The 26,531-nt window shown below is 68.3% G+C and carries 29 protein-coding genes; 19 read left to right on the top strand and 10 right to left on the bottom strand.

Going from position 1 to position 26,531, the window contains the following annotated elements:
- Nucleotides 1-150 precede the first annotated feature (150 nt).
- Complete coding sequence (locus tag ACETK8_RS01860; protein ID WP_374037818.1) at nt 151-1,650, bottom strand: phosphomannomutase/phosphoglucomutase; 1,500 nt, start codon at nt 1,648-1,650, stop codon at nt 151-153.
- Nucleotides 1,651-1,834: 184 nt separating this feature from the next.
- Between ACETK8_RS01860 and gpmA the strand changes: the two genes are divergently transcribed.
- The 4 genes from gpmA to ACETK8_RS01840 all read left to right on the top strand — a co-directional run bounded on the left by gpmA (nt 1,835) and on the right by ACETK8_RS01840 (nt 6,163).
- Nucleotides 1,835-2,548, top strand: coding sequence for a 2,3-diphosphoglycerate-dependent phosphoglycerate mutase (gene gpmA / locus ACETK8_RS01855; protein ID WP_374037817.1), 714 nt, complete (start codon nt 1,835-1,837; stop codon nt 2,546-2,548).
- Nucleotides 2,545-3,165, top strand: coding sequence for a bifunctional diaminohydroxyphosphoribosylaminopyrimidine deaminase/5-amino-6-(5-phosphoribosylamino)uracil reductase RibD (locus ACETK8_RS01850; protein WP_374037816.1), 621 nt, complete (start codon nt 2,545-2,547; stop codon nt 3,163-3,165). The genes gpmA and ACETK8_RS01850 overlap by 4 nt, the downstream gene beginning before the upstream one ends.
- 476 nt (nt 3,166-3,641) lie before the next feature.
- Nucleotides 3,642-4,913 (top strand): pentapeptide repeat-containing protein, encoded by a 1,272-nt coding sequence (locus ACETK8_RS01845; protein WP_374037815.1) that lies wholly within the window; start codon nt 3,642-3,644, stop codon nt 4,911-4,913.
- Nucleotides 4,910-6,163 carry a pentapeptide repeat-containing protein gene (locus ACETK8_RS01840; RefSeq protein ID WP_374037814.1) on the top strand — a complete coding sequence of 418 codons (1,254 nt, stop codon included), beginning with the start codon at nt 4,910-4,912 and terminating at the stop codon, nt 6,161-6,163. Before ACETK8_RS01845 ends, ACETK8_RS01840 begins: the two co-directional genes overlap by 4 nt.
- A 58-nt stretch (nt 6,164-6,221) precedes the next feature.
- On the opposite strand, the gene ACETK8_RS01835 is transcribed toward ACETK8_RS01840, so the two are convergent.
- Entirely contained in the window at nt 6,222-6,689 is a 468-nt protein-coding gene (locus tag ACETK8_RS01835; RefSeq protein WP_374037813.1) for an Hsp20 family protein, read from the bottom strand.
- Nucleotides 6,690-6,940: 251 nt separating this feature from the next.
- Here ACETK8_RS01835 and ACETK8_RS01830 point away from each other — a divergent pair, with 251 nt between their 5' ends.
- The 3 genes from ACETK8_RS01830 (at nt 6,941) to ACETK8_RS01820 (ending at nt 9,775) form a co-directional block, all read left to right on the top strand.
- Nucleotides 6,941-7,744, top strand: a complete 804-nt coding sequence (locus tag ACETK8_RS01830) for a class I SAM-dependent methyltransferase (RefSeq protein WP_374037812.1) — start codon at nt 6,941-6,943, stop codon at nt 7,742-7,744.
- 94 nt (nt 7,745-7,838) lie between these two features.
- The gene (locus tag ACETK8_RS01825; protein WP_374037811.1) at nt 7,839-8,747 is read left to right on the top strand and encodes a class I SAM-dependent methyltransferase; all 909 of its coding nucleotides are present in this window, start codon (nt 7,839-7,841) and stop codon (nt 8,745-8,747) included.
- The gene (locus tag ACETK8_RS01820) at nt 8,744-9,775 is read left to right on the top strand and encodes an alpha/beta fold hydrolase (protein ID WP_374037810.1); all 1,032 of its coding nucleotides are present in this window, start codon (nt 8,744-8,746) and stop codon (nt 9,773-9,775) included. Before ACETK8_RS01825 ends, ACETK8_RS01820 begins: the two co-directional genes overlap by 4 nt.
- Nucleotides 9,776-9,793: 18 nt before the next feature.
- Here ACETK8_RS01820 and ACETK8_RS01815 read toward each other — a convergent pair whose 3' ends face one another.
- The 4 genes from ACETK8_RS01815 to ACETK8_RS01800 form a co-directional block, all read right to left on the bottom strand.
- A complete protein-coding gene (locus ACETK8_RS01815) occupies nt 9,794-10,351 on the bottom strand; it encodes a CC0125/CC1285 family lipoprotein (protein WP_374037809.1) in 558 nt (185 codons plus the stop codon).
- An 84-nt stretch (nt 10,352-10,435) separates the two neighbouring features.
- A complete protein-coding gene (locus ACETK8_RS01810) occupies nt 10,436-11,074 on the bottom strand; it encodes a LysE family translocator (protein ID WP_374037808.1) in 639 nt (212 codons plus the stop codon).
- The gene (locus ACETK8_RS01805; protein WP_374037807.1) at nt 11,071-11,901 is read right to left on the bottom strand and encodes a S1 family peptidase; all 831 of its coding nucleotides are present in this window, start codon (nt 11,899-11,901) and stop codon (nt 11,071-11,073) included. Before ACETK8_RS01805 ends, ACETK8_RS01810 begins: the two co-directional genes overlap by 4 nt.
- A 7-nt stretch (nt 11,902-11,908) precedes the next feature.
- Nucleotides 11,909-12,337: a DUF350 domain-containing protein gene (locus tag ACETK8_RS01800; RefSeq protein WP_374039449.1), complete on the bottom strand. Its 429-nt coding sequence runs from the start codon at nt 12,335-12,337 to the stop codon at nt 11,909-11,911.
- A gap of 127 nt (nt 12,338-12,464) precedes the next feature.
- Between ACETK8_RS01800 and ACETK8_RS01795 the strand changes: the two genes are divergently transcribed.
- From ACETK8_RS01795 to ACETK8_RS01780, 4 genes are all read left to right on the top strand, one after another.
- The gene (locus tag ACETK8_RS01795; protein WP_374037806.1) at nt 12,465-12,878 is read left to right on the top strand and encodes a (deoxy)nucleoside triphosphate pyrophosphohydrolase; all 414 of its coding nucleotides are present in this window, start codon (nt 12,465-12,467) and stop codon (nt 12,876-12,878) included.
- Between the two features lie 22 nt (nt 12,879-12,900).
- The gene (locus ACETK8_RS01790) at nt 12,901-13,077 is read left to right on the top strand and encodes a Flp family type IVb pilin (RefSeq protein ID WP_374037805.1); all 177 of its coding nucleotides are present in this window, start codon (nt 12,901-12,903) and stop codon (nt 13,075-13,077) included.
- Nucleotides 13,078-13,147: 70 nt separating this feature from the next.
- Entirely contained in the window at nt 13,148-15,331 is a 2,184-nt protein-coding gene (locus ACETK8_RS01785) for a protein-disulfide reductase DsbD family protein (protein WP_374039448.1), read from the top strand.
- A gap of 21 nt (nt 15,332-15,352) precedes the next feature.
- On the top strand, nt 15,353-16,012 hold the full coding sequence (locus tag ACETK8_RS01780) for a redoxin domain-containing protein (RefSeq protein WP_374037804.1): 660 nt from the start codon (nt 15,353-15,355) through the stop codon (nt 16,010-16,012).
- A gap of 212 nt (nt 16,013-16,224) precedes the next feature.
- Here the strand turns inward: ACETK8_RS01780 and ACETK8_RS01775 are convergent, their stop codons facing one another.
- Nucleotides 16,225-16,695, bottom strand: a complete 471-nt coding sequence (locus tag ACETK8_RS01775; RefSeq protein WP_374037803.1) for a hypothetical protein — start codon at nt 16,693-16,695, stop codon at nt 16,225-16,227.
- Nucleotides 16,696-16,786: 91 nt separating this feature from the next.
- On the opposite strand from ACETK8_RS01775, the gene pgi reads away from it, so the two are divergent.
- Nucleotides 16,787-18,385 carry a glucose-6-phosphate isomerase gene (gene pgi / locus ACETK8_RS01770; protein WP_374037802.1) on the top strand — a complete coding sequence of 533 codons (1,599 nt, stop codon included), beginning with the start codon at nt 16,787-16,789 and terminating at the stop codon, nt 18,383-18,385.
- A 51-nt stretch (nt 18,386-18,436) separates the two neighbouring features.
- On the opposite strand, the gene ACETK8_RS01765 is transcribed toward pgi, so the two are convergent.
- Nucleotides 18,437-18,817, bottom strand: a complete 381-nt coding sequence (locus ACETK8_RS01765) for a hypothetical protein (protein ID WP_374037801.1) — start codon at nt 18,815-18,817, stop codon at nt 18,437-18,439.
- Between the two features lie 270 nt (nt 18,818-19,087).
- Between ACETK8_RS01765 and ACETK8_RS01760 the strand changes: the two genes are divergently transcribed.
- The 5 genes from ACETK8_RS01760 to ACETK8_RS01740 all read left to right on the top strand — a co-directional run bounded on the left by ACETK8_RS01760 (nt 19,088) and on the right by ACETK8_RS01740 (nt 22,963).
- Nucleotides 19,088-19,375, top strand: coding sequence for a co-chaperone GroES (locus ACETK8_RS01760; RefSeq protein WP_374037800.1), 288 nt, complete (start codon nt 19,088-19,090; stop codon nt 19,373-19,375).
- A 56-nt stretch (nt 19,376-19,431) separates the two neighbouring features.
- Nucleotides 19,432-21,081: a chaperonin GroEL gene (gene groL, locus ACETK8_RS01755; RefSeq protein WP_374037799.1), complete on the top strand. Its 1,650-nt coding sequence runs from the start codon at nt 19,432-19,434 to the stop codon at nt 21,079-21,081.
- A gap of 578 nt (nt 21,082-21,659) precedes the next feature.
- Nucleotides 21,660-21,941 carry a type II toxin-antitoxin system RelE/ParE family toxin gene (locus tag ACETK8_RS01750; RefSeq protein WP_374037798.1) on the top strand — a complete coding sequence of 94 codons (282 nt, stop codon included), beginning with the start codon at nt 21,660-21,662 and terminating at the stop codon, nt 21,939-21,941.
- Nucleotides 21,942-21,948: 7 nt separating this feature from the next.
- Nucleotides 21,949-22,266 carry a HigA family addiction module antitoxin gene (locus ACETK8_RS01745; RefSeq protein ID WP_374037797.1) on the top strand — a complete coding sequence of 106 codons (318 nt, stop codon included), beginning with the start codon at nt 21,949-21,951 and terminating at the stop codon, nt 22,264-22,266.
- A gap of 94 nt (nt 22,267-22,360) precedes the next feature.
- The gene (locus tag ACETK8_RS01740) at nt 22,361-22,963 is read left to right on the top strand and encodes a BRCT domain-containing protein (RefSeq protein ID WP_374037796.1); all 603 of its coding nucleotides are present in this window, start codon (nt 22,361-22,363) and stop codon (nt 22,961-22,963) included.
- Nucleotides 22,964-22,969: 6 nt separating this feature from the next.
- Here ACETK8_RS01740 and ACETK8_RS01735 read toward each other — a convergent pair whose 3' ends face one another.
- Nucleotides 22,970-23,560 (bottom strand): PIN domain-containing protein, encoded by a 591-nt coding sequence (locus ACETK8_RS01735; protein ID WP_374037795.1) that lies wholly within the window; start codon nt 23,558-23,560, stop codon nt 22,970-22,972.
- A 3-nt stretch (nt 23,561-23,563) separates the two neighbouring features.
- Entirely contained in the window at nt 23,564-24,025 is a 462-nt protein-coding gene (locus tag ACETK8_RS01730; protein WP_374037794.1) for a helix-turn-helix domain-containing protein, read from the bottom strand.
- 107 nt (nt 24,026-24,132) lie between these two features.
- Between ACETK8_RS01730 and ACETK8_RS01725 the strand changes: the two genes are divergently transcribed.
- Complete coding sequence (locus tag ACETK8_RS01725; protein WP_374037793.1) at nt 24,133-24,291, top strand: hypothetical protein; 159 nt, start codon at nt 24,133-24,135, stop codon at nt 24,289-24,291.
- A gap of 104 nt (nt 24,292-24,395) precedes the next feature.
- Nucleotides 24,396-26,207, top strand: a complete 1,812-nt coding sequence (locus ACETK8_RS01720; protein WP_374037792.1) for a vWA domain-containing protein — start codon at nt 24,396-24,398, stop codon at nt 26,205-26,207.
- The last annotated feature ends 324 nt before the right edge of the window (nt 26,208-26,531 follow it).

Raw genomic sequence — 26,531 nt, 5'->3', positions numbered from 1 at the left:
CCCTCGGGGGAGGGTGGCCGAAGCGAAGCGGAGGTCGGGTGGGGGCGGCCAGGCGAGGCCCCACTGACAGGGCGTCGCTCGGTCGCCCGGCCGCCCCCACCCCCTCGCTGCGCGAGGACCCTCCCCCGAGGGGGAGGGAGAAATCCCGATTCAGATTTCCTGGTTGTAGGCGCCGACTTCCGGATGGGCGGCCAGGCGGGGTTTCACCTCTTCGCGGAACAGGGCGCGCATGTCGTCCTCGGACCGCATGGATTCCACCACCACGACCAGCTCCGGCTTGTTCGACGAGGCGCGGACCAGAACCCACGAACCGTCCTCCAGATGGACCCGCGCGCCGTTGACCGTGATGACCTCGACGATCTTGCGGCCCAGGATCGAGCCGCCCTCGGCGCCCAGTTTCTCGTATTCGGCGACGACCTTGGCCAGGACGTCGTATTTGATCTCGTCGTCGCAGTGGGGCGACATGGTGAGGGACGTCCAGGCGTCCGGCAGGGCCGTCTTCAGTTGCGACAGCGACTTGCCCGGATTGCGGTCCAGCATCTGCAGCACGGCGGCGGCGGCCACCAGACCGTCGTCGTAGCCCCGGCCGATCGGGTCGGCGAGGAAGAAGTGGCCCGACTTCTCGAATCCGGCGAGCGCGCCCAGTTCGGCGGTCTTCCGCTTGATGTAGGAGTGGCCGGTCTTCCAGTAGACGGTCGTCGCCCCGTTGGCCTTCAGGACTTCATCGGTCTTGTAGAGGCCGGTCGACTTCACATCGACGACGAAGGTCGCGTTCGGGTGAATGGCCGACAGGTCGCGGGCCAGCAGCAGACCGATCTTGTCGGCGAAAATCTCCTCGCCCGTCTCGTCCACCACGCCGCAGCGGTCGCCGTCGCCGTCGAAGCCGAGCGCCAGATCGGCCCCCGTCTCCTTCACCCGCTGGGCCATCTGCACCAGCATGGCGTGGTCCTCGGGGTTCGGGTTGTATTTGGGGAAGGTGTAGTCGAGCTCGGCGTCCATCTCGATCACTTCGACGCCCATGCGGCGGAGCGCCTCCGGGGCGAAGGCGCCGGCCGTGCCGTTGCCGGTGGCGCAGACGACCTTGAGCGGGCGGGTGATCTTGATGTCCCCCACGACCTCTTGAAGATATTGCTCGCGGAAGTTCTCGACCCGCTCCAGACGGCCGCCGGGCCGGGTCACGCCGGTTCCGCTCAGCACGATCTCCTTCAGGCGGCCGATTTCCTCGGGGCCGAAGGTGATGGGCGGGTTGGTGCCCATCTTCACCCCGGTCCAGCCGTTCTCGTTGTGCGAGGCGGTGACCATGGCGACGCAGGGGGCCTCCAGCGCGAACTGGCCGAAATAGGCGACGGGCGACAGGGCCAGGCCCACGTCCAGAACCTCCATCCCGCCTTCCATCAGGCCGATGATCAGGGCGTGTTTCACGGTCGAGGAATAGGAGCGGAAGTCGTGGCCCACGACGATGCGCGGCTGGATGCCGTTCTCGTGGACATAGGTGGCCAGGGCGAGACCCAGGGCCTGGATGCCGAGGAGGTTGATTTCCTTCTCCAGGATCCAGCGAGCGTCGTATTCGCGGAAGCCCGTCGGCTTCACCAGAGGAACGGTCTCGAATTCGAAGGTGTTCGGAACCAGGTCCTGACGGGGCTTCAGCATGCGATGTCCTTGAAGGAAGAGGGCTTCCGGTAGGCGAGGGGTATAGACGCGGGGCTCGGACCAAACAACGCCGGACCCGTGTTATCTCGCGCTTGCGAAATCCATGCGACGACGCCGAAGCCCCGGGCCGCTTGACCCTCGCGAGCCCCGGTCCTACCCGGAAAGAACGAAATCCGGAGAGCCCATGTCCCGTCTGATCCTGCTGCGCCACGGCCAAAGCCAGTGGAACCTCGAGAACCGCTTCACCGGCTGGGTCGATGTCGACCTGACGGCCGAGGGCGAGGCCCAGGCGCGGCGCGGCGGCGAACTGATCGCCGAGGCCGGGTTCAGACCGGCGGTCATGTTCACCTCGGTCCTGACGCGGGCCAAGCGGACCGGGGCGCTTGCCCTGTCGTCGGCGGGCCTGAAGGACGTGCCGGTGATCGAGGACTGGCGGCTGAACGAGCGTCACTACGGCGGCCTGACCGGGCTGGACAAGGCCGAGACCGCCCTGAAGCACGGCGAGGACCAGGTGAAGGTCTGGCGCCGCAGCTACGACATACCCCCGCCGCCGCTGGAGGCGGGCTCGGAATGGGATTTCGACAAGGACCCGCGCTACGCCGGCCAGACCATCCCCAACACCGAAAGCCTGAAGACCACCCTGGACCGCGTCCTGCCCTACTGGAACGAGGCCATCGCCCCGCGCCTGAAGGCGGGCGAGGACGTGCTGATCGCGGCTCATGGCAACAGCTTGCGCGCCATCGTCAAACACCTGTTCGACGTGCCGGACGACCAGATCGTCGGGGTCGAGATCCCGACCGGCAATCCGCTGGAGATCGATCTGGACGCCGACCTGAAGCCGACGGCGGCCCGCTATCTGGACACGGATCGCGCCACCGAACTTCCGGCCGTCCGATGAGCGACGATGCAGTCTACATGCGCCGGGCCATCGACCTGGCGCTGGATCGGATGGGCGAGACCTGGCCCAATCCGGCGGTCGGCTGCGTCATCGTCAAGGACGGTAAGGTCCTGGCCGAGGCCGCCACGGCGCCGGGCGGCCGCCCCCATGCCGAGGAACAGGCCGTGCCCGTCGCCGGGCCCGACGTCGAGGGCGCGACCGCCTATGTGACGCTGGAGCCGTGCGGCGCCCGATCGTCCGGCCGCGCCTCCTGCGCACAGTTCCTGGCCGAGGCGAAGATCGCCCGCGTCGTCGTGGCGGCGCTGGATCCGTCCCCCTTCGCTTCCGGGCGCGGCACTGAACGGCTGCGTCAGGCGGGGCTTCAGGTCGAGACGGGCCTGATGAAGGAGGAGGCGGCCGTCCTTTCGGAAGGATTCCTGCACCGGCTGGAGACCGGCCGTCCGATGGTTCGCATCAGCGCCGACGGCAAGGGGTTCGACGGCCGGTTCGCGGCCTCGGCCCGCGCCGATCTGGTCACCGAGCTGAAGCGTCTGGGCGAGGCCGGCTACACCCGCCTGTGGACCTCGCCCGGCGAACTGGCCGACGCCCTGGCCGAACAGGGCTTGCTGACCAGCTAAGGCAGCGCCCTCATCCGTTCACCCCAGCGAAGGCTGGGGTCCGGATGGAAGACTCCGTCGATCCGATCAGCAGAGCGGGTGCGCCATCCCGGCCGCCTGCATTCGTGATCTGGACCCCAGCCTTCGCTGGGATGCACGATGAAAAAGACTGCCGAAGAAGACTTTATTCCTCGCCAGGCCTTGTCCCGGGCCTTCGACCTGCCCACTTGTCGGTCCGGGTCTTTGACAGGTCAGTCGGCAGCGGAGGTTTTCGAAGGGGCACGGACGAATCTCTGCGGGCGTGCATCGGCAAGTCATTGTTTTTGATAAACCGACTATTCGGTTCGTCCGTTTCGTCAGGGTAGGTTTCGTCCGGACGAACGGACGAAACGTTTCGCAACGCGAACGTATCTCTTTGCCTGAAGATCTACCGAACGTTGCAGAAAAGCTCAGTTTCCGAAAACCTTCCTTAAGTGGGTTCGGGCCATGGTGCCCGGATGTCAGCCGTCCAGGAAGGCGTCTCCCGACGCCGCATCAGCCAAGGGGAGCTCGACGCGATCTGCGCGCGTCACGACCGCCTGTGGCAGGCGCGGCCCGGCGGCGCGCGGGCTGTCTTCGCCTGGATGGACCTCTCGGGGCTCAGCCTTCGGGGCCGCAACCTCGCCGACGCCGACTTCTCCGCCACCGTGATGGTCGGTTGCGACCTGACGGGCTGCAAGCTCGACAACGCCTCCTTCTTCGGCGCCGACATGCAGGACGTCCTCCTGGTCGAGGCCTCCATGCGCCGGGCCGATCTGCGCGGCGCCTGTCTGCACGGGGCCGACCTTTCCGGGGCCGACCTGTTCGAGGCGGACCTGCGCGAGGGCACCATCGCCTCGGCCGATCGCAAATTCGGTTTCAAGGTCATCGAGCCCAAGGGCCGCGAGATCACCCAGGCGCAGGGGGCCAGCCTGGTCGGCGCCAATCTCCAGCGGTCGCGCCTGTCGGGCATCGCGGCCCAGTCGGCGGACTTCTCGGACGCCATCATGAAGGACTGCAAGCTGGTCCGGGCCAATCTGAAACAGGCCAATTTCCGGGGGGCCGATCTCGCCGGCGCCGACATGTCGGGGGCCGATCTGTCGGGCGCGGACCTGCGCGACGCCATCCTGGTGGGGGTCAACGCCACCTCCTGGCGCACCGACGGGGCCAATCTGGACGGCGCCCTGACCGACAACGGCTCGGCGGCCGAGCCGGTCGCCCAGCTGCCCGCCGCCGGAATGCTGCACGAACACGCCGTCTGGTGCGAAAGCGGTGGGGCCGAGGGCCAGCCGTCGGTCTTCGACGACGTCGATCTTCGGGGCCTGGGCTCCATCACCGGGCTCAACCTGACGGCCCTCTCGGCCAAGCGGGCCGTCTTCTACGGCCTCGATATGGAGGGGGTGCAGCTGCAGGGCGCGCACCTGGAGGGCGCCGACCTGCGCTCCGTCAATCTGCGGGGCGCCGATCTTCGGGGCGCGCGCATGGTCGGGGCGCGACTGAACGGGGCGGACCTGCGCGAGGCCCAGCTGGGGCCGTTGATGCTGGGGCCCGACCGGCTCATGCCCGCCGACCTGACCGACGCGGTCCTGCGTGCGGCCGATCTTTCCGGGGCCGATCTGCGCCGCTGCCTTCTGGTCGGCGCGGACCTGACCCGGACCAGTATGCACGGCGCACAGACGCGCCTTGCCGATTTCAAAGACGCGGTTCTCGCTGGAGTTCGCGGACTTCAGCGGGAGGGAGAACCGGTATGACGATGCTCAGACGACGACTTGGCCAGGGCGATTTCGACATGTTCGCCGCCGCCCACGAGCGGTTCGTGACCGGCAAGCCCGGCGGTCGCAAGCTGTCGCTGAAGTTCGTCGACCTGACGGGCGTGTCGATGGCCCACCGCATTCTGGACGACGCCGACTTCTCCGGCTCGATCCTGGAGAACGCCAATCTGGCCGGCGCCCGGCTGGAGCGCGCCATCCTGTTCGGCTGCGACCTGCGCGGCGCCGACTTCACCCGCGCCTCCCTGAAGCGCGCCGACCTGCGCGGCGCCTGCCTGCAGGGCGCGGACCTGTCCGAGGCCGACCTGACCCAGGCCGATTTCCGCGAGGGCGTCATCGCCGTGCCGCACGAGACCAAGGGTCTGGCGGCCGCCCGCAACGAGACGCGGGTGGGTCAGGCCGACGGCGCCCGCTTCTCCGGCGCGACCCTGGACGGCTCGCGCTTCGACGGCGTCAGCGCCTGCAAGGCGGACTTCACCGACTGCTCGATGCGCGGCGCTCGACTGACCGGCGCCAATCTGAAGGACGCCGACCTCTCCGGCGCCCTGCTGGAAGGGGCCGACGTCGGCGGGGCCAATCTGGCCGGCGCCCGCCTCGTCGGCGCCATCCTGACCGGGGTGGCCATGGAACGGGCCCGTCTGGACAAGACCGACACCACCGGCGCCGTGCGCGAACCCACCGCCGCCGCCATCGCCCGCGCCGAGGAGCTCTATGAACTGGCCCTGGACGCCAACGCCTGGGTCGAAAGCGGCGGGGTCTTGGGCGGCCCGGCCATCCTGGACGGCGAGGATCTGCGTCCGCTCGGGGACCGGCTGAAGGGGCTGAAGCTCTCGGCCATGAGCGCCAAGGGCGCCTGCCTGGCCGGCATCGACCTCAGGGGCGCCCAGCTTCAGGGGGCCAATTTCGAAAAGGCCGATCTGCGCGGCGCCCTTCTGGGCAAGGCGGATCTGCGCGGCGCCCGGTTCGGCGAGGCCCTGCTGAACAAGGCCGATCTGACGGCGGCGGACATCAGCCCCCTGCCTCTGGGGCCCAGCCGAAACGTTCCGGCCAGCCTGTCCGGGGCCCGGATGCGCTATGCGGTCCTGGCCCGCGCCGACCTGTCCAAGGCCAATCTGACGGGGGCGGACCTGCTGGGCGCCGACGTCGCCAAGACGGTTCTGGACGACGCCATCCTGACCAACGCCTGTCTGGAGCGGGTCACCGGCCTGGTCCTGCCGGCCGTAGCCGCCTGATGCGAAAAAGGGCGGCCCCGAAGGACCGCCCTTTCCCGTCTTTGCAAAGACGAAGCCCTTAGGCGGCTTCGCCCTCGATCAGCGCCGACGTCGACGCGCCCGTGGCGATCTCGATGCGGCGGGGCTTCAGGGCCTCGGGCAGTTCGCGCTTCAGGCTGATGGCCAGAAGGCCGTTGTCCAGCGAGGCGGTGGTGACCGCGACATAGTCGGCCAGCTGGAAGCGGCGTTCGAAGTCGCGCTCGGCCAGGCCGCGATGCAGATAGGTCTTCTGCGAGGCCGCGTCGTCATTGGCGGTCTTCCTGCCCGTGACGGTCAGCTGGTTCTCCTTGGCCTCGATGGTCAGCTCGTCGGGCTTGAAGCCGGCGACCGCGATCTCGATCCGGTATTCGTTCTCACCGGTCGTTTCGATGTTGTAGGGCGGCCAGCCGTTCTCCTGGCTGGTGCGCGCGGCGCTTTCCAGCTGGCGGGCCAGGCGGTCGAAGCCGACGGCCGAACGGTAAAGGGGGGTGAAGTCGATGGTACGCATGTCGATCTCCTGATCATCAGCAAGATTGAGCCACTCCGCGTTTTGCCCGGAGTGGCGGTGGGGATCAGTCCGAACGGTCCCTTCTGGGCCCCGTCTGGTCTGCAAGAGCCCGGGATCGGCGCTCTCGGATGAAGAGGTGGGATGCCGAAGTGCGACGTCAAGACCCCCGGATTGCAGGATCGTCACTTGCCCCCGTGCGGCCGGTCCTTAAGGTGCCCGCCGACCCTTGTTCCCGCTTTTCGGAGCCGACCATGCGCCCTGCCCGCATCGCCCTCTTCGCCGCTCTGGCCCTCGTCTCGACCGGCGCCGCCCAGGCCCAGTCCGCCCAGGTCGCGCACCGCGAGCCCATGACCCCGCCGGTCCTGCAAGAAGATACGGCGCTCCAGGCCGCCATCGCCTCGGATGCGCGCCCGGCCGCCGACCGCGCCCGCGACGTCTTCCGCCATCCCTATGAGACCCTGACCTTCTGGGGCCTGACGCCGGGATCGACCGTGGTCGAGATCGAGCCGGGCCGCGGCGGCTGGTGGAGCCATATCCTCGAGCCCTATGCGGCCGCGACCGGCGGGACCTATGTCGCCGTCAATCGCCCGCTGGAGGGGATGCAGGTCGCCGACGGCACGGCCGACATGATCGTGGTGGCCCGCGCCTTCCACAACTGGCACCGCTCCAACCCGCAGCGCACCGGCCCCTATCTGGAAGCCTTCTTCAAGGCGCTGAAGCCCGGCGGCGTCCTGGCCGTGGAACAGCATCGCGCGGCCGAGGGGCTGAACGCCGACGCCACGGCCCCGACGGGCTATGTCTCCGAAAGCTACGTCATCCACGCCGCCCAGGCCGCCGGGTTCGTGCTGGAGGGCCGCAGCGACCTGAACGCCAACCCCAAGGACGACCACGATCATCCGTTCGGCGTCTGGACCCTGCCGCCCGGCCGCACCTCGGCCGCCCGCGAAGGCGTCGCCACCGATCGCGCCACGCCCCTGACCGACGCCGAGCGCGCCGAATACGACGCCATCGGCGAAAGCGACCGCATGACCCTTCGCTTCCGCAAGCCCGCCTGAGCCACAAGACTTTGACGGCATTGACGAACCTCTCTATCCCAACGCCTTCCGGAGCGGCGTCGCCCTTCGGAAGGCGACCGGCTGGGGAGGGTTGATGCGGGATCAGGCGCGGATCGGGCGAACGGAACCGTCGCGTCGGGCCATGCTGGCCGGCGCGGGCGTCCTCTTGGTCGCGGGCCTCGCCGCCTGTGGCGACAAGGAAGAAAAGGCCGCTCCCGAAGCGCCGTCCGGCCCGCCCGAAGGCTCGCTGGAATGGGCCATCCAGGGCCCCTGGCGCGCGGCGGACCGTCCGCGCGACATCTATCGCCATCCGCTGGAGACCCTGCGATTCTTCGGCCTCCAGCCGTCCATGCATGTCGTCGAGTTCTGGCCCGGCAGCGGCTGGTACACCGAGATTCTGGCCCCCTATCTGAACAAGGGCGACGGCGTCTATTACGGCGCGGGCTTCGCGACCGGCCCCGGCGCCGATCCGGCCCAGGCGGCGCTGGTGGCCAATTTCGAACGCCGCTTCGGTTCGGACCGGAAGCTTTATGGCGAGGTGAAGTTCAGCGCCTTCGGGGCCACGACCGGCCCGGTCGCCCCGGCGGGGACCATCGACATGGCCCTGTTCATGCGGAACATTCACGCCTGGATGGCGGCCGGCATCGCCGAGAAGGCCTTTGCCGACGCCTATGCGGCGCTGAAGCCAGGCGGAATCCTGGGCGTCGAACAGCATCGTCTGGCCCCGGATCAGGATCAGGACCCGGCCGCCGCGAACGGATACGTCCAGGAAGCGTTCGTCAAACAGCTGGCGGCCGAGGCGGGCTTCGTCTTCGTCGCGGCCTCCGAGATCAACGCCAACCCGGAAGACACCAAGGATCACCCGTTCGGGGTCGAAAGCTTGCCGCCGCGCCTGTTAACCGCCCCGCAAGGCGAGGCGCCCGATCCCACGTTCGATACCGCCAAATACCGCGCGATCGGCGAGAGCGATCGCATGACCTTGAGATTCAGGAAGCCCGAGTGAACCGCGCCGCCGCCTTCGCCGCCAATGCGCCCCTGATGGGGGTTCCCGGCGCCGCCGCCCCGCCCGGAGGCGTGGGCGAATGGTTCCGGGGCGCCGGCGGTCTTCGCCTGCGCGCCGCCTTCTGGACGCCCTCGGCCCTCGTCGCCCAGAAGCCGCGCGGCACCGTGGTGCTGAGCCCCGGCCGGACCGAGCCGATCGAGAAGTATTTCGAGGTCATCGGCAACTTCCTGGCCCGCGGCTGGTGCGTTCTGGCTCACGACTGGCGCGGTCAGGGTCTGTCGGCCCGTCTGCTGCCGGATCGCCTGAAGGGCCATGCCCGCGCGGTGGAGGAGTTCCAGGACGACTACGCCCGTCTGCTGGACGCCTTCGAGGCGCGTGCGCCCAAGCCCTGGATCATGGTCGGCCATTCGATGGGCGGGGCCCTGAACCTGCTCTGCCTGGAAGGCGGCGAGAACCGGTTCGCCGGCGCGGTCCTGTCCAGCCCCATGCTGCGTATCAAGACCGGCAAGCGGTCGATGTGGTCGGTCAAGCTAGCGGTGCGCTGGAACGTGCGCCACGGCAAGGCCGGGGACTTCGTTCTGGACGATCCGGACGATCCCTTCGACCACACCTTCGAGAAGGACGCGCTGACGTCCGACGAGACCCGCTACGAGCTGTGGCGACAACAACTGTACGCCTGCCCTCACCTGGCGGTGGGCGGCCCGACCTGGGGCTGGCTGGCCTTCGCGCTCGACGCGGGCGAACGGGCGCTGAAGCCTAAGGCGCTGAAGTCGGTGCATATTCCCTGCACCATCGTGCAGTCGGGCAATGACGACCGGGTCTGGAAACAGACCAATCGCTGGGCCGCCAAGCGGCTGGGGCGAGGCCGCTATGTCGAGATCGACCACGCCAAGCACGAACCCATCATGGAGACCGACGACCTGCGCGCGGTCTTCCTGAACGAGTTCGACGCGATGGCGGACTATGTCTCGCCGATCAACGACCAGGCCCAGCCGGTCGTGAAGGCCGAAAGCGACGCGGTGGCCTGAACCACCGCGCCGATCCTCTTACATCGGGCGAGTGACGTTGGCGCCGATATTGACGATGACTTCGCGCGCGTCGAAGGCGTTGGCGTCGCCCGAGGGCTTGGCGCCGCGACCCATGATGATCTCAGTGGTCGCCTCGTAGCGGTCGATCTGGCGGACGTCGAAATCGTTGTGACCCCAGAACGGATCGTTCCAGCGGCTCCAGCCGCGCGGCCCGTAGTAGCGCCAGGACGGTCCCCAGAACGGGCTGTAGCGGTTGAAGAAGGGATCGTTGAAGCCCGAGCTCTGATAGCGGGTGTTGCGGTCGGTGGCCCGATTGACGGTCGAGAACCAGTCGTAACCGCTCTCCCTCGTCAGTTCGGCGGCGCGCAGCAGAAGGCCCATCTCGACCTGTTCGCGCGAGGTGACCGAGTTGCCCGAGAAGCTGACGCGGTAGCGGTCGTTCTCAAGTCGTTGTTCGGCGTAGCCTCCGCGCTGGCCGTTGAAGCCGGCTGGGGCGTAGGCGGTGGAGGTGGCGCAGGCGGCCAGGGTCAGGGCCGAGGCGGCGACCACCACCAGGGATTTGATCGAAAGGGTCATTGGAGGCTCCGGAACTTGAGCGGAAAATCCGTCATCTCCCCTGAACGGCGCATGAACAGCGACGTTCCACCGACCCACAAGTCTCTATAAACGCGAGACAATCAGGACTGCGGCAATCAGTAGCAGGAAGCCGACGAAGACGCCGAAGCCGCGCCGGAACCGAGGCTCGCTCATCCGACGCGCCAGGGCGGCGCCAGCTAGACCGTAGGCGCTCATGGTCAGAACGTCCATGCCGATCACGGCCGCCGCGAACAGGGCCAGCTGCGGCGCCATGGGACGTTCAACGTCGAGGAAGGGCGGCAGGACCGCCGTGAAGAACAGAACCGCCTTGGGATTGGCGATCTGGACCAGGAAGCCGTCGACGAAGGCCGGGCGTCTGAGCCGGGTGCGACCCTCGGTCGAGACCTCCGTCGGGGCCGGCCTGAAGGCGCTGCGGATGGATGACACGCCCAGCCAGGCCACGTAGAGGGCGCCGCCCACGGCGATCAGGCGGAAGGCCTCCGGAAAGGCGGCGACCAGGGCGCCGAGGCCCAGGGCGGCGGCCCCGAACCAGACCAGGGTCGCGACATTCATCCCGGCCACGGCGACCAGGACCGCGCGCTTGCCCCGCTCCATCCCGGTGGCGATCGAGAACAGGTTGGCCGGTCCGGGAGTGACGGCCATGACGGCCATCACGCCCAGAAAGACGAGATAGAGGTGCGGATCGACGGGAAGGCGGGTCACGTCGAGAGGCAGACCACCTGGGCCACGCGCAGGTCACGCCTGAGGTCGTCGGCGACCCGGCCGTAGTTGTCGATGGTGATGGGCTCGCCCAGCAGCTGTTCGTCCGGCTGCTGCTCTCCCCGGATGGCGGGGCCCAGGGTATCGGGCGCGGTGGTGTAGAGCCGACCCCGGCGGGGCGCTTCGGCGATGGTCAGGGCGACGACCCGGCCGCGGCGATCCAGCACCGGCGCTCCGGAAAGGCCCGCCAAAGTGCCTTCCAGTCCCGACGTCCGACCGACCTCGGCCCAGGCCAGGACGGGCTCGTCGCGCGCGCCGCGTCCTCGGACCTTCAGCACCTCGCGGCCGAGAAGGCGGGAGGTGACCTCGCCGGGATACCCCTGCGGGAAGCCGGGGTGGAAGGCGCGCATGCCGACATGCAGCGGCGCGTCGGTGGCGACCGGCAGGGCGGGCGGGCCGCCGGCGGTGATCAGAAGGGCGATATCGGCCTGGGGCGACAGCCGCACATCGGCCGCGACCGCCCGACCGCCGCCGACGACCAGGGCGGGCTGGCGACAGCCTTCGACCACATGGCGGGCCGTCAGCCAGCGCCCGCGTCCGGCGATGGAGAAGGCCGTGCCGGAGACGGGCTGGAACGGCGCGTTCGGCGCGGTCACCGTCACCGACGGGTCGAACGGGGTGATCGGCCCCAGAAGCGCGCCCTCCATCTCGTCCGGCGGGGGCGGGGCGGGCGGGGCGTCGGCGTTCTCGCGATAGGCCAGCGAGCCCAGGACGATCACGAAGACGATGCTGGAATAGATCAGCCAGTCCGGCGGACGCGGGAAAGCCATGCGGGCCTCAGCCCGTCAGGGCGGCGGCGAGGATCAGGGCGGTGGCCAGTTTCGCGGCGACCAGAAGGACGGCGGCCGAGATCTCGCCTTCCTGAATGCGCTGGGGCAGGCCCGTCAGGACCAGATCGACGATGCGGAAGGCCAGAAGCTGAAGCACCAGGGTCGCCAGACCCCAGAGCGCGATGTCCGCCACCGAGGTCGACACCGACATGGAGACGGCCAGCGGAATGGCCAGACCCAGGAGCACCCCGCCGAAGGCGACGCCGGCGGCGGCGTTGCCTTCCCGGATCAGGGCGACCTCCTTCCACGGCGTCAGCAGGGCATAGATCACCGCGCCCGCGGCCAGGAGGCCGAAGGTCACCATGAGGTGGACCACCAGGACGGGGAAACCGCTGGCGAAGGCCTGAACCTCGGGGCTCGAAAGAGTGTCTAGCAGGGACGGCCTCGTTGGCGGGACGGAAGACACGACTTGCCCGATTGCCGCCCCAATCCGCAAGGACGCCGTGGACACACTGAATGACCAATGATTGCAGAGGCGTGATCGAAGACGGTAAGGGCGGGCCATGTCCGAAGCCCCTCTGCCCACCGTCCTGGTCGTCGCCGTCGCCCTGATCGACGTGGACGGCCGCGTCCTGATCGCCCAACGGCCCGAGGGCAAGGCGCTGGCCGGTCTGTGGGAGTTTCCGGGCGGCAAGGTCGAGCCGGGCGAGCGGCCGGAACAGGCCCTGATCCGCGAGCTGAACGAGGAACTGGGCATCGACGTCAACGAGGCCTGCCTGGCCCCGTTCGTTTTCGCGAGCCACGCTTACGAATCGTTTCACCTGTTGATGCCATTGTACCTCTGCCGACGCTGGTCGGGCGTGGTCACAAAGCGCGAACACGCCGCCCTGGCCTGGGTGAAGCCGAACAAGCTCTCGGACTATCCCATGCCGCCCGCCGACGCGCCCCTGGTCGCCTGGCTGCGCGACCTTCTCTAGGTTTCGCCCGAAGGAGGGCCGTATGACGCGCCTGATCCGACGGTTCCTGAACGACGAGGGCGGCGCGACCGCGATCGAGTACGGCCTGATCTGCGGTCTGATCTTCCTGGTCATCGTCGGCTCGGTGACCCTGATGTCGTCAAAGGTCACGGCGACCTTCGCCAAGGTGGCCAGCGCGGTCGCCTCGGCCGGCGGCTGATCCCCGACTTCGCTGCGACCCATTGGGGCGTGGCGGCCAGGGCCTTTGAGGGTTAAGGCTGCGGGCGATGATGCGCCTTCTCGCCCTCCTCGCCGTCCTGTTGTTCGCCGCGACGCCGGTCGCGGCCCAGGTCACGACCTCGGCGCCGGGCGTCAGCCTCGCACCGGGCGGAGCGGCCGGCCCTCAGCGCACCGAACGGATAGAGGCCGAACTGGTCTCCATGAGCCAGTGGGCCGCGCCGGGCTCCACGGCCATCGTCGCCATCCGCCAGCAGATCGAGCCGGGCTGGCACACCTACTGGCGCAATCCGGGCGATTCCGGCGGGGCGACGACGCTGGACTGGACCCTGCCGGGCGGCGTCACGGCCGGAGACATCGTCTGGCCCCTGCCGGAGCGGCAGCGGCTCCAGGCCCTGATGAACTACGGCTACCAGGGCCGGGTCTATCTGCCGGTCCCGATGGAGATCCCCGCCGACGCCCGGCCGGGGACGACGATCCCTCTGGTGGTCACCGCCCTCTTCCTGGTCTGCAGCGACGAGATGTGCGTGCCCGACGAGCTGACGCTCAGGCTCAACCTGCCGGTCCGCGAGGGCGCCGCGCCTATGGATCCGACCCATGGCGCCGCCATTCAGTCGGTGGTCGAGACCGCGCCGCGTCCGGCCGGGATCGAGGCGCGGGTCACTCTGGAAGGCGGCGTTCTGCGCCTGACCGCGACGGGCGGGTCTCTGGTCGGGCTGAAGCCCGGCCGCGCCTGGTTCTTCCCCTTCGACAGCGGGACCATCGCCCATGCGGCGCCCCAACCGGGCGAGCGGGGGCCCCAGGGCGTGACCCTGAATCTGACCCAGGGCGGCAGGGTCGCGACCATGGGGCTGAACGGGCCGGTGGCGGGCGTTCTGGCGACCGACGACGGCGCCTGGGAGATCGAGGCGACGCCCGGTCCGGCCTTGGCGGGCGCGAGCGGCGGCGGGGCGCTGGACCTGTCCGAGGGCGAGGCGACGGGCGGCGGAACCTCGTGGGTCGGCTTCCTTCAGGCGGCGGTCTTCGCGCTTCTGGGCGGACTGATCCTGAACCTGATGCCCTGCGTCTTCCCCATACTGGCGATGAAGGCGGCGTCTCTGGCCGGGTCCGCGCATGATCGGTCCGAGGCCCGGCGGGACGGCCTCGCCTTCCTCGCGGGGGTGCTTGTCACCTTCCTCGTCCTGGCCGGGGTCTTGCTGGCTCTGCGTGCGGGAGGACAGGCCATCGGCTGGGGCTTCCAGCTGCAGTCGCCGGGCGTGGTCGCGGCTCTGGCCCTTCTGATGCTGGCGGTGGGGTTGAACCTGTCCAACGTCTTCAATGTCGGGGCGGGGCTTCAGGCCGCCGGATCGGGGCGTCTGTCGCGCCTGCCGGGCGGGGCGGGGGCCTTCTTCACAGGGGTGCTGGCGGTGGTCGTCGCCGCCCCCTGCACCGCGCCCTTCATGGCTTTCGCGCTCGGGGCCGCCCTGGTCATGCCCTGGCCGATGGCGCTGGTGGTCTTCCTGATGCTGGGTCTGGGTCTGGCCCTGCCCTATGTCGTCGTCAGCCTGTCGCCGCGCCTGCTGGGCCTCCTGCCGCGTCCGGGTCCGTGGATGGACCGGCTGAAGGGGCTGCTGGCCTTCCCCATGTACGGCGCGGCCCTCTGGCTGATCTGGGTCTTCGCCCGTCAGGCGGGGGAGGATGCCTTGGGCGTCCTCTTCGTTGCGGCCCTTCTTCTGGCGCTCGGCCTCTGGCTGGTCGGGGTCAACCAGTCCCGCCGGGCCGAGGGCGGAACCGCCATCGTCAGCGCCGTCGGAGCGGCCGTCGCCCTCGTCTCCGCCATCGGCCTGACCGGCGCGGCGGTGAGTCTGGCTCGCGCCGAGCCTGATGCGACGTCGGCCCCGGTCGGGGTTCTGGCCTCCCAGCCCTGGTCCGAGGAGGCGGTACGCACGGCGCAAGGCCAGGGACGTCCGGTGCTGGTAAACTTCACCGCCGACTGGTGCGTCACCTGCAAGATCAACGAACGGACCTCGCTGAGCTCCGCGCGGGTGGCCGAGGTGATGCAGGCGACCAACGCCGTCTATCTGGTGGGCGACTGGACGCGACGAGATGATGCGATCACGCGAGAGCTGGAGCGGCGCCGTCGGTCCGGCGTTCCGCTATATCTGGTCTATGCGCCGGGCTCGGCCGAGCCTCGCATCCTGCCCCAGCTGCTGACCGAAGGGGTCGTGGTCGACGCCCTGGAGGCCGCCCGCCCGTAGAAAAACGAAGGAGACGCCGCCGTGATCCGCCTGCCCATCCTCGCCGCCGTCATGTTCACCCTCGCCGCCTGCCAGCAGGCCGAGGCGCCCGCCTCCGCCCCGGCCGTCGAGGCTGTGCCCGCCGTGGCCAACGCCGGCCAGGCCGGGGTCGCCCCGGCCTTCACCCTGACCGACTCCGAGGGCGTGCAGCGGTCGCTGTCGGACTTCCGCGGCAAGACGGTGGTGATCGAGTGGACCAACGAGGGCTGTCCCTACGTCCAGAAACACTATTCGTCGGGCGCCATGCAGGCCTTGCAACGTGACGCGGTCGGGGACGACGTGGTCTGGCTGACCGTCATCTCCTCGTCGCCCGGAACCCAGGGCTATGTCGAGGGCGAGGAGGCCCGGGCCTGGAAGGCCCGAAACAGCGCCCACTCGACCTATCTGTTGCTCGATCCCGAGGGCACGGTCGGCAAGGCCTACGGGGCCATGACCACGCCGGACATGCGGGTGATCGACGGCGAGGGCCGCATCCTGTTCGCCGGCGGCATCGACGACAGGCCCACCAACAAGGTCGAGGATCTGGAAGGGGCGAACAATTTCGTCCGCGCGGCCCTGGACGACATGGAAGCGGGTCGCCCGATCCGCACCGCCTATGCCCAGCCCTACGGCTGTTCGATCAAATATCCGGGCGAGGCCTGAGCCGGTTTCGTCCGTTTCGTCCGGACGAAGTCACCCTGACGAAACGGACGAAACGGACGAAATCCAGGGGCTGAATTGCAGGTTGTCAGGCCCGCGCGGTGACGCGGGTTCGATCTGATTACGGTTTCAAAGACCCATTGCGGATGTGGGACCGAGGTCCCGCCTCGGCAAGAGGTGTTTAAGAATATTTTCTTGTTTCTGGTCGACCGGGGTCAGTCGGTCGCCAGGCCGCTCTGGGCGTCGGGATGCGGCGGGGTCGTGATGACCTCGACATTGTCGTTCAGCAGATAGGACAGTTCCGACAGGGCGGTGGCGCGGGCAGCGGCGTCGGAGGCGGTCTCCACGGCCGTCAGCTTCAGCGGGATGTCTTCAGAGATGCCGCGCAGGATACATTTCAGGTCGCCGTCCGTGCCGCGCTCCTTGAGGATCAGGTGACCCTGCATGTCGAGCGCCGCCAGCTCCTCGGCGCGGGTGCGGAAGGCGGCGAAGTCGCCAGGCATCGTTCCGTTCCAGCCATCGACGACGGACTTCAGGGCGCCGGCGCGGCTGACGATGTCGGCGAACAGGGGCTCGGCCGCGATGGAGATCGGTGCGCCGGGGACAGCGGCCGGCTCGGCGGCGGCCAGGGCCACGTTCGGGTCCGAGAGCAGGAGGGCGGCGGCGAGGGCGATGCCACAGGACATGGAAGACGACCTTTCGCGAATCGACGATTGATCCGGTCTACGCCCGACCCGTAAACGAGACCTTGCTTAACGGTGCGATAGGGATACGCGCATGACCGACTGGACCGCCTTCGACGCCGCCGCCGCACGGGACGCCGCCGCCCGCATCGTGGACCAGTTCGCCGCCGACCCCGACCGCGTGGCGCGGATGTCGGTCGAGGCGGCGGGTCTCTATCTCGACCTGTCGAAACAGAGCTGGACGAAGGCCGGGTTCGAGACCTGTCTGGACCTGGCCCGGTCCGCCGGGGTCGAGGCGGCCCGCGCGCGCCTGTTCGGGGGCGAGGCGATCAACTCCACCGAGGGTCGGGCGGTGCTGCACCCCGCGCTGCGGGCCGCGACCGGCGCCGACTTCCATGCCCTGGGCGAAGCGGTCTCGGCCGAGGTGGACGCCGTCCGCGCCGACATGGCCGCCTATGCCACAGCCGTCCGCTCGGGCGCCGAGACGGGCGCGACCGGCAAGCCCTTCAAGGCCATCGTCCACGTCGGCATCGGCGGATCGGACCTGGGGCCCCGCGTGGTCTGGGATGCGCTGCGTCCGCTCGACCCCGCCATCGATCTGCGCTTCGTCGCCAATATCGACCCGCGCGACATGGCCGAGGCCCTGACCGGGCTGGACCCCGAGACGACCCTGGTCGTCGTCGTGTCCAAGACCTTCACCACCCAGGAAACCCTAGCCAATGCCGAGGCGGCCAAGGCCTGGCTGGCGGACGGCCTGCCTGAGGCCGGGAGGGACAAGCATTTCATCGGCGTCACCGCCGCGCCGGACAAGGCCAAGGCCTTCGGCTGCGCCCGCACCTTCGCCTTCCGGGACTGGGTCGGCGGCCGCTATTCCCTGTGGTCGGCGGTCAGCCTGAGCTGCGTGATCGCGCTCGGCCCCGACGTGTTCGACGGCCTGCTTCAGGGCGCCCGAGCCATGGACGACCATTTCGTCACCGCCCCGCTGGAGAAGAACGCACCCGTCCTGATGGCCCTGGCCCAGGTGTGGAACGTGGACGCCCTGAACCGTCCGGCCCGGACCGTCGCGCCCTACGCCCATGCGCTGCGTCGTCTGCCCTCCTTCCTGCAGCAGCTGGAGATGGAATCGAACGGCAAGCGGGTGCATCGCGACGGCTCGCCCGTGACGCGCCAGACCTGTCCCGTCGTCTTCGGCGAGCCCGGCACCAACGGCCAGCACGCCTTCTTCCAGCAGATCCATCAGGGCCCGCAGGTCGTGCCCGCCGAGTTCGTGATCGTGGCGAAGACGCACGAAGACGCCCCGGAAAGCCCGCTGTGGTCCAATGCGCTCGCCCAGGGTCAGGCCCTGATGCTGGGCAAGACGACGGAGGAGGCGCGGGCCGAACTCCTGGCCTCGGGCGCGGACGCCGCCGACGCCGACCGGCTGGCGACGCACAAGACCTTTCCCGGCAACCGGCCCTCGACCGCCATCGCCATGGAGCGTCTGACGCCCCAGACCCTGGGCGCCCTTCTGGCCCTCTACGAGCACAAGACCTTCGTCGAGGGCGTGATCTGGGACATCAATTCCTTCGACCAGTGGGGCGTGGAGCTGGGCAAGGTGCTGGCCAGGGCGATCCTGAAGGACGTCGCGGCGGGCGGGCCGTCGGCGTCGCTGGACCCGTCCACGGCGTCGCTTCTGACGCGACTGAACGCCTGACATGAAAACGGGCCCGCAAGGGGCCCGTCCTCTGTCCGGTCTGGACGCCGACTACCAGCGGCGGTCGTAGCGGTAGTCGCGGCGATGGTCGCGACGGTCATCCCGGCGATCCCAACGCTCCTCGCGGCGGTGTTCGCGATAGTCGCGGCGCTGTTGCCAGCGGGGGTCACGGCTGTTGATGCCGCGGTCACGTTCCCAGTGGCCCTGGTTCCGCCAGCAACGGCCGTCGCGGTAATAGGAACAGTCGTTCCGGTTGCTGCCGGCCGAGGCGATCAGGCCGCCGGCGATGGCGCCGACAACGACACCGGCGACCACATCGCCGCTGTTGTCGCGTCGATCGTAGTAGCGGCTCTGGGCCTCGGCGGGCGCGGCGGCGACCATGGTCAGGGCCATGATGGGGGCGGCGACGGCGGCGAGTTTGGCGAAGGTCATATCCCTGTCTCCTTGATCCGTTATGTCGATGCCTGAACGCCCATGGGGCGAACACTGATCCTCTATGCTCGTTTTTACGACGATGAAGCTGAACGGGCGGAACAGGGTTCGTTCATCTGCGGTTCATCGAGCCGCCCTGCCCCGCTTGACGATGCGCACCCCCGCCCCTACTTGCACGGCGCGTTAGCACTCTCGAGACCCGGCTGCCAAAACGCCGGTCCGACAGGGGCTGCGAAGAAACATTAGACGGCTCAATCGGAGAACATTCAGATGGCGTTTCGTCCTCTCGGCGATCGCGTGCTGGTCAAGCGCGTGGAAGAAGAATCCAAGACCAAGGGCGGGATCATCATCCCCGACACCGCCAAGGAAAAGCCGCAGGAAGGCGAAGTCGTCTCCGTCGGCCCCGGCGCCCGTGACGACAAGGGTGTCGTCCAGGCCCTGGAACTGAAGGCCGGCGACCGCATCCTGTTCGGCAAATGGTCGGGCACCGAGATCAAGATCGACGGTGAAGACCTGATCATCATGAAGGAATCCGACGTCCTGGGCGTGCTGTCCTAAGCACCCGCGTCGCCGACCCTTCCACCTGAAATCATTGAGATAAGGAGCAGCCGCACATGGCCGCCAAGATCGTACAGTTCAACACCGACGCGCGCGACAAGATGCTGCGCGGCGTCAACGTCCTCGCCAACGCCGTCAAGGTGACCCTGGGTCCCAAGGGCCGCAACGTCGTGATCCAGAAGTCCTTCGGCGCCCCGCGCTCGACCAAGGACGGCGTCTCGGTCGCCAAAGAGATCGAGCTGGAAGACGCCTTCGAGAACATGGGCGCCCAGATGATCCGCGAAGTCGCGTCCAAGACGAACGACAAGGCGGGCGACGGCACGACCACCGCCACCGTCCTGGCCCAGGCCATCGTGCAAGAGGGCCTGAAGGCCGTCGCCGCCGGCATGAACCCGATGGACCTGAAGCGCGGCATCGACAAGGCCGTCGGCGTCGTCCTGGACGAGGTCAAGGCCATCTCCAAGCCGGTCTCGAACAACTCGGAAATCGCCCAGGTCGGCACCATCTCGGCCAACGGCGACGAGGAAATCGGCTCACTGATCGCCGAAGCCATGGCCAAGGTCGGCAATGAGGGCGTGATCACGGTCGAGGAAGCGAAGACGGCGGAGACCACGGTCGACGTGGTCGAGGGCATGCAATTCGACCGCGGCTATCTGTCGCCCTACTTCATCACCAACGCCGACAAGATGGAGGCCGTCCTCGAAGAGCCGCTGATCCTGCTGTTCGAGAAGAAGCTGACCTCGCTGCAGCCCATGCTGCCGATCCTGGAAGCCGTGGTCCAGTCGGGCCGTCCGCTCCTGATCATCGCCGAGGACATCGAGGGCGAGGCCCTGGCCACCCTGGTGGTCAACAAGCTGCGCGGCGGCCTGCGCGTCGCCGCCGTCAAGGCTCCGGGCTTCGGCGACCGCCGCAAGGCCATGCTGGAAGACATCGCCATCCTGACGGGCGGCCAGGTCATCTCGGAAGACCTGGGCATCAAGCTTGAAACCGTCACCCTGGACATGCTCGGCAAGGCCAAGAAGGTCTCGATCACCAAGGACGACACCACGATCGTCGAAGGCTCGGGCGAGAAGGACGGCATCGAGGGCCGCGTCGCCCAGATCAAGAAGCAGATCGAGGACACCTCGTCGGACTACGACAAGGAGAAGCTGCAGGAACGTCTGGCCAAGCTGGCCGGCGGCGTGGCCGTCCTGCGCGTCGGCGGCTCGACCGAGGTCGAGGTCAAGGAGAAGAAGGACCGCGTCGACGACGCCCTGAACGCCACCCGCGCCGCGGCTGACGAAGGCATCGTCCCGGGCGGCGGCATCGCCCTGCTGAAGGCTTCGAAGAAGCTGGAAGGCGTCACGGGCGCCAACGCCGACCAGAACGCCGGCGTCGCCATCGTGCGCCGCGCCCTGCAGGCTCCGATCCGTCAGATCTCGGAGAACGCGGGCGTCGAGGGTTCGATCGTCGTCGGCAAGGTGCTGGAAAACGACAGCGCCACCTTCGGCTTCAACGCCCAGACGGAACAGTACGGCGACCTGGTCGCCATGGGCGTGATCGACCCGGCCAAGGTCGTCCGCACCGCCCTGCAGGACGCCGCCTCCGTGGCCGGCATCCTGATCACGACGGAAGCCGCCGTGGCCGACGCCCCGAAGAAGGCCTCGGGCGCAGCCGGCGGCATGCCGGGCGGCGGCATGGGCGGCATGGGCGACATGGACTTCTAAGAAGCCCGGTCACTCACCGACTGAAATGAAGAGGGCGGGTCCGGCGACGGGCCCGCCCTTTTTGCATCAGCAATCAGTCAGTTTTTGTCCGCCATCCTCAACCCCGAGAAAGGGCACAATCGCGCGTCTGTGGGAACCGTATTCACGGACCACCAAACGATGTGGGCGAGGGGCGCTTCGATCAAGATTGATAGACAGGCTTACCGGCTCGTCCTTTGTCATCGCCATCGGCAGAGAATCGTAAAGGTGAACGCCTGTCCCAAGGCGACGCCAGAAGAACCGACGCTTCTCTTCGATCCAGATATCCGAAGCGAGAACAGGCGCGTCGCTCAAGAGCCTCAGTTGGCAATTCCATACGGAATACGAACGCCTTCGACCTTCATAGTTCGACTCTCCGTAGCCTTGGTGTGTCCAACTAAGCAGGAATGCAGCCGACAACCGTCCAAGCGCGCGCGTCCCCACCAAGGCCGCCCAAAGCACGGAGAGAGCGACAACGGCATCGGCTGCCGCCGAAACCCATGCGGGACCAAAGTTCATAAATGCTGGCTCTTTGTAGCGTGACGCGCTACGATATACTCGTGATCCAGAGTTGGAAATCCCGCGAGGCGCAGTCGGTCTTCGAAGGTCGCGCGCCCAAGGGGTTTCCGGCCGATCTGGTCAAGGCGACGCGTCGGAGGCTGGAACGGCTCGATGCCGCGACAACCGTCGAGGACCTGCGCGTGCCGCCGGGTCACCGACTGCACAAACTGAGCGACGACCGTGCGGGACAGTGGTCGATCAGCGTCAACGACCAGTTCCGCATCTGCTTCGTCTGGGGCGACCACGGCCCGGAGCAGGTCGAGTTCGTGGACTATCACTGAGGCGGTCATGAGCGCGCACGACTACACCACCTTCGCCGAACCTTTGGCCCATCCGGGGGAACATCTGCGCGAGGACTTCCTGCCCGACTACGGCCTGACGCCCGGCGCCCTTGCCAAGGCCATGGGGCTGAAGGACCGGACGCGGATCGAGCGTCTGGTGCGCGAAGAACAGGCCCTGACCTCGGACACGGCGCTCCGGCTGGCGCGGGTGTTCGGGACGACGGCGGAGTTCTGGATGAACCTTCAGGTCCAGCATGACCTGTCCAAGGCCGCCATTGCGGCGCGGGACGAGCTGGCTGAGATCAAGACGTTAAAAGCGGCCTAAGCCGCCGAGCTCGAGCCACCCGGCAATCCTGGATTGCTTTGTCGTTGAAATTCCCTCCTTTTGGTCAGCCTTGGGTGTTCAGGGGACTTCAACGATGGACGAACTTCACAATCGCCTGGGCGGCGACCGGATCACATCAAGGCAGATCGATGAGCTGGTCGGACTGGCGCGCGGTGTCGCGGCGGACGGCGATCTGAACCAGAAGGAGGTCGAGTTTCTTCAGAAGTGGCTCGCCGCCAATACCGAGGTCAGCCACAATCCCTTGATCTGGACCCTGTACGAGCGGATCAACGAGATCCTGGCCGACGGCGTTCTGGATGCCGATGAAAAGGTCGTTCTGCTGGATACGCTCGAGCGCTTTTCGAGCCGTGATTTCGAGCTCGGGGAGGTCCTGAAGGCCTCGACCCTGCCGCTCTGCGATCCGGCGCCCGTCCTGTCCTTCGCCAATCGGACCTACTGCTTCACCGGCACTTTCATTTATGGGCAGAGGAAGGCTTGCGAGGCCGCCGTGTCCGAGCGGGGAGGATTGGCCGCCGGACTGAGCCGCAAGACCGACACCCTGGTCATCGGCGCCTATGCGACGGAGTCGTGGAAGCACTCGTCGTTCGGCAACAAGATCCTTCAGGCGGTGACCTGGCGAGGCGAGGGGCGGCCCATCTCCATCGTGTCCGAGGAGCATTGGACGAGGCATCTTTAGGCTGGTTCACAACGACCGCACGTGTGGCTTCAGCACGTCGACCGTCTCGGTCAGGCCCGCCGCCTCCATGTCGAGCAGGAGGACTTCGGCCGACTTCTCGGGCCTGTTGAAGCGACGCCGCATCCGCTGGATGGCGGCGACGGCGCGGCCGGGGTCGAGGGCGATGGTGTCGGCGATGAAGGCGTCGGCGCTGCGGGCCTCGAGGTTCAGGGGGGCGAGAACCGCCTCGGGGAAGTCCCTCAGATTGTCGGTGACGATGATGGCGGCGCTGGTCTGAAGCGCCGCCGCCACGACGTGGCGGTCCTTTGGGTCCGGCAGGCCGGTGACGGCGTCCATCATGGCGGAGAAGTCGCCGACGCAGGCCTCCTCGAAGGCGTCGACCATGGCGCGTCGCGCGCGGGCGGCGCGGTCCGCCGCGTCTTCGACACCTTTGGCCGTCAGCATCCTGGCGATGGCGGCTTCGGTCTCGTCCAGGATGGTTTCGGACCAGCGCAGGCGGAAGAACTCGGCCTCCGCCAGGGTGAGCAACAGATTCCGCTTCAGCGCCCCGGCCAGGGCGCAGGCATCGACCAGGGCGGTGAAGCGGTTGGCGAACACCGGCTACAGATGCTCCGCGTCCAGTTCGGCGAGGTCCGACAGGGCCTTGCTGCGCTTCGTGTCGCGCGCCTTCTTGTACGCGAACAGGTCCTCGGCCCGGACCCGGCGGTGACGCCCGACCATGGTGTGGGCGATCTCGCCCTTTTCCAGCAGGGTGATGAGGAAGGGGCGCGAGACGTTGAGGATATCGGCCGCCTGTTGGGTGGTCAGCATCTGGCTAACCGGGACCAGAGTGACGGCGTCGCCCTGACCGATGTAGCGGAGCAACTCCATCAGGAGGCCCGACAGGGCGGGGGCGAGGACGATCTCGGCCGGCTTTCCGTTGTCGTCGAGGACGCGGAGGCTTTGATCGGTATCGCTGGTGGCGCGGGCGGCGAGGATCTGGCGAAGCTGATTGGCCGCCGCCTTCTCGTCGGCGGACGGCAGCCGGTCGCCGATCTTTTCGGCGAAGGCTGGCAGGGTCATGGGGGACATCTCCTGTGAGTCCGCGATATAGTCGATATTCGAAATAAACGCAACGAAAGAAATATTCGAAACGAGGCGACGCCAAGGGCGCGGGCCGCAGATGGCGGGTGGCGCACGTCGGGGACCTGACGGCGCTGGAGGAGGAGCTGATGGGGATGGGAGAGGCGGGCGGCGCCTCACCCGACCGGGCGGACGCCCTGGTGTGGGCGATCACGGACCTGCTGATCGACGGCGGCGGGGCGCGACCGCAGGTCCGGGTGCTGTGAAGACACACGCATAGGGCGCCCTTTTCCGGCGCCGATACAGGCCACAGTTTCGCCGAACGCCAGTCGGTCTCATGGGCGCAACGACAAAACCCGTGGAGGAAGCGATGCTGACGACCATGCTGAAACAGGGGGTGGCGGCCGTGCTCGGCCTGACCCTGGCGGCTCCGAGCGGCGGAGCGAGTGTCGCGCCCCAGGCGCGGCCGACCTATGCGCCCGGCGACGGGGCGGTCAGTCCGGCGGCCTGCGCGGCGGTGGGGATCACGCTTCGGGATCCGCGAGAGGACGAGTCCTATGCCTCGGTCGGGGCGCCGATGCTGAGACGCACGGCGCCGCCGCCTGTCGCCGTGCCTGTCGCGCCGTCGGTGAAGGAGGACCGCGTCGAATACTCCGGACCGCCGGTGATCCTGTATGGCCCGCCTCCGCCGCCGGCGCCCCCGCCGCCGATCGGCGGGATGCCGATGCCGCCCCACCCGCCGGCGAACACGGAACGCTATCCCGACGCCGCGCCCAATCCGGTCAAGCGGGTGGCCGATGAGCCGGTCTCGACCTTCTCCATCGACGTGGACACGGCCGCCTATTCCAATGTGCGCCGCTTCATCGCCGAGGGCTCCACGCCGCCGCGCGACGCCGTGCGGGTCGAGGAGATGATCAACTATTTCGACTATGGCTACACCCGGCCGAGGAGCGCGTCGGAGCCCTTCGCCGTCACCACGGCGGTGGCGGCCTCTCCCTGGTCGGAGGGGCGACAGATCGTCCATATCGGGCTGCAGGGCTATGAGTTGCCGGAGGCCGAGCGGCGGCCGCTGAACCTGACCTTCATGGTCGATGTGTCGGGCTCGATGTTCTCCGACGACAAGCTGCCCCTGGCGCGGCAGGCGATGAACCTGATCATCGACCGGCTGAGGCCCGAGGACCGGGTGGCGGTGACCTATTACGCCGGATCGGTCGGGACGGCGGTGGGACCCACCTCGGGGTCTGAGAAGCTGAAGCTGCGCTGCGCGGTCGCCTCGCTGAACTCGGGCGGCGGGACGGCCGGGGCGGCGGGGATGGTCAACGCCTACGACCAGGCCGAGGCCGCCTTCGGGCGCGGCAAGGTCAACCGCATCCTGATGTTCACCGACGGCGACTTCAACGTCGGGGTCACCGACGACAAGCGGATCGAGGACTATGTCGCCGACAAGCGGGCGACGGGCATCTATCTGTCGGTCTACGGCTTCGGGCGCGGCAACTATCAGGACGCGCGGATGCAGACGATCGCCCAGGCGGGCAACGGCGTGGCCGCCTATGTCGACGACCTGAACGAGGCGCGTCGGCTGTTCGGCCCGGCCTTCGACCGGGGCGCCTTCCCCATCGCCGACGACGTGAAGATCCAGGTGGAGTTCAATCCGGCGCGGGTCAGCGAATACCGGCTGATCGGCTACGAGACCCGGCTGCTGAACGAGGAGGATTTCAACAATGACGCGGTGGACGCGGGCGAGGTCGGATCCGGGGCGTCGGTGACGGCGCTGTATGAAATCACCCCCGTCGGCGGGCCGAGCCAGATCCCCGAGCGGCGCTACGAGGGCAACCGTCCGGCGGCGACGGGCGCGGGCGATCCGAACGGGGAGATCGGCTTCGTCCAGGTCCGCTACAAGCTGCCGGGCCAGCCGACCTCGCGGCTGATGCAGAGCGCGGTGGCCAACCGGGCGTCCGGCCCGGTCTCGGCCCAGCCGCCCGAGGCGACGCGCTGGGCCATGGCGGTCGCCGCCTTCGGTCAGCGTCTGCGCGGCGATCCGTGGATGACCGCCGACTTCGACAATGCCGCGATCCTGAGCCTGGCCCAGGGCGCGCGGGGCGAGGACCCCTACGGCGAGCGGGCCGCCTTCGTGCAGATGGTGCGGGCGGCCGGGACCTTGCCGGCGCGACGGGAGCCCTGACAGGCATGCGGCCCGGCGGCGGGTTGTGGTCGCCGGGGAGATGGCGTGCTTCCTGCTCACGCCCGGCGACAATGCGGACTGTCGCGAACAGGCGCTCTGCATTCGGCGTCTCGAGGTCCGGTCCACGATCGAACGGGCCTTGTCGAGACCCTGCGACGCCCTGACCCCGCCGGAGGAGGTGTCTCAACCCAGCTGGGCCATTCTGCGCTGCGGGAGCCGACGTCCGGTCGTTGGGCGTGAGATCGTCGTGCGGGAGGAGGGGGTGATCGTCTTCGCCTTCGCACTGACGGACGCGACACAAGGTCGCTCCCGATCCCTCGCCGA

Source organism: Brevundimonas staleyi (genome assembly GCF_041893865.1).
GTDB classification, from domain to species: Bacteria; Pseudomonadota; Alphaproteobacteria; order Caulobacterales; family Caulobacteraceae; genus Brevundimonas; species Brevundimonas staleyi.
This window is presented reverse-complemented; position numbering and strand designations above follow the sequence as displayed.